The organism is Oleiphilus sp. HI0128, from assembly GCF_001635365.1.
The window spans coordinates 1-2,052 of sequence record NZ_LWGG01001042.1; the positions used below are offsets into that span (position 1 = coordinate 1).

The 2,052-nt window shown below is 42.3% G+C and carries 2 protein-coding genes and 1 pseudogene; 1 reads left to right on the forward strand and 2 read right to left on the reverse strand.

Annotated features, from left to right (window positions below; all coding sequences use genetic code 11):
* The first annotated feature begins 118 nt into the window (after positions 1-118).
* Entirely contained in the window at positions 119-895 is a 777-nt protein-coding gene (gene pstB / locus A3763_RS17720) for a phosphate ABC transporter ATP-binding protein PstB (RefSeq protein ID WP_068512725.1), read from the forward strand.
* 89 nt (positions 896-984) lie between these two features.
* Here pstB and A3763_RS17725 read toward each other — a convergent pair whose 3' ends face one another.
* Positions 985-1,686, reverse strand: coding sequence for an NrdJb (locus A3763_RS17725; RefSeq protein ID WP_068512706.1), 702 nt, complete (start codon positions 1,684-1,686; stop codon positions 985-987).
* A 60-nt stretch (positions 1,687-1,746) separates the two neighbouring features.
* Positions 1,747-2,052, reverse strand: a pseudogene (locus A3763_RS17730) (ribonucleoside-diphosphate reductase, adenosylcobalamin-dependent); the annotation flags it as partial.

Consider the following 2,052-nt stretch of genomic DNA (forward strand, 5'->3'; position numbering starts at 1 on the left):
TTTACGTGGGCGGGTATGCCTGAACGTGCATATGTAGAAAAAACAGCAGCGGGCATTGTTGTCATACTGTCGATATTAATCACACTGAACGCTGCAGCTATTTACCTAAGGAAGAAGTATGAAATCAAGTGGTAATAACATAAAGATCGTCGCTGAAGACTTAAACCTTCACTATGGTGATCACCATGCTTTACATGGTATCAATATGCAGGTGCCAGAGAATAATATTACGGCCTTGATCGGGCCTTCGGGTTGCGGTAAATCGACATTTTTGCGCTGCCTAAACAGAATGAATGACCTGATCGACATCGTTGATATTGCCGGAAGAGTAGTCATTGATGGTAAGAATATATATGACAAAGACGTAGACGAAGTTTCGGTAAGAAAGCGTGTAGGAATGGTGTTTCAGCAGCCAAACCCTTTCCCAAAGTCTATCTACGAGAATGTTGCTTACGGACCAATTAAGCATAGCCAGGTTAAAAAGGGTAGTACCGAATGTGATGACTTAGTTGAGCGTTCTCTTATATCGGCAGGTCTGTGGAATGAAGTTAAAGACAAACTGCATTCCCCTGGTACGAGTTTGTCAGGTGGTCAGCAACAAAGACTTTGTATTGCCCGAACGATAGCGGTTAAGCCTGACGTTATACTAATGGACGAACCTACCTCAGCACTCGACCCGATCTCGACACAAAAAATCGAAGAGCTAATGCTTGAGCTAAAGAAAAGTTACACGATTGTAATTGTGACGCATAACATGCAACAAGCACATCGTACTGCCGACATGACTGCTCACTTCCACCTAGGGAAGCTAATGGAGTTTGACCAAACGACAAAAGTTTTTGAATCGCCAAGTAATCAGGTAACGCAGGATTATATCGGTGGGCGGTTTGGCTAACTGTTAGAAATAGCGCCGCATAAATGCAAAAAAGGCCAAGTAAAATATTTACTTGGCCTTTTTCGTTTAGCTTATTTAGCTAGAAAGCACTAGCCGCACTTGCTATCACCGCAGTTCAAGCAAGTCTGGCAACCATCCATAACGATCACCGACTTATTGTGGCACTTCTTACAAAGCGTCGCGTTAGCAGGGAATGGGTTATCTTCAGGTGGCTCTTCAGTGTTAACGTGAGTAGCGCTGCCTTCCTTTTCGAACTGGGCTTTCTTTTCAGCAAGAATCTGCTTTGTATGATCGCTCATTTCTTCAGACTTGATTAGACCGATAGTCTTCATGTGCTTCTCGACTACAGAGCTAATCTCGGCTACTAATGATGGCATATAGACGCCACCTTTCTTGTAGTAACCACCGTTCGGGTCATAAACTGAAGATAGCTCTTCGATCATGAAGGTGATGTCGCCACCTTTACGGAAGACGGCAGAGATAACGCGAGTTAAAGCGATTACCCACTGATAGTGTTCCATCGACTTAGAATTAATGAAGACTTCATAAGGTCGTCTAATTTCGTGGTCAGTATCTTCATTAAGAATGATGTCGTTAATAGTAATATATAACGCATGCTCAGATACGGGTGGTTTAATTTTATAAGTTGAGCCGAGAAGATAGTCTGGTCGTTTAATCGACTCATTCATCTCTACTGGAACAACCTTTGGCGTGTTGTCTACAACATGCGCTTTATCACCGGAGTTGTCTACTTGATAACCGACGATTTTCTTTTCAATTTTAATTGCCATAATTTTTTACCTATCAATCTGCTACATAGTGAAGGGTGCTTAGTGTATTGCTCACTATGTCTAGTATTTTCCGTAGGTACCTTCTTTCAATGCGTCGAATAAGTTCGCTGCTGAATGAATTTCACCGTCGTATTCTATTTCTTCGTTACCTTTCGCTTTTACTTTTGTACCATCTTCTAGCGTAAATTCGTAGATGGTGTTCTCAAGATCAGACTCTTTCACCAATACGCCCTGGAATGCTTCAGGGTTAAAGCGGAAAGTTGTGCATCCCTTCAAGCCTTTCTCGTACGCGTACATGTAGATATCCTTGAATTCCTCATATGGGAACTCTGTAGGAATATTTGCAGTCTTCGAGATTGACGAGTC

Excerpts from the sequence above, each read along its gene's own strand:
- pstB (WP_068512725.1), top strand. The coding sequence starts at position 119 with ATGAAATCAAGTGGTAATAACATAAAGATCGTCGCTGAAGACTTAAAC.
- A3763_RS17725 (WP_068512706.1), bottom strand. The coding sequence starts at position 1,686 with ATGGCAATTAAAATTGAAAAGAAAATCGTCGGTTATCAAGTAGACAAC.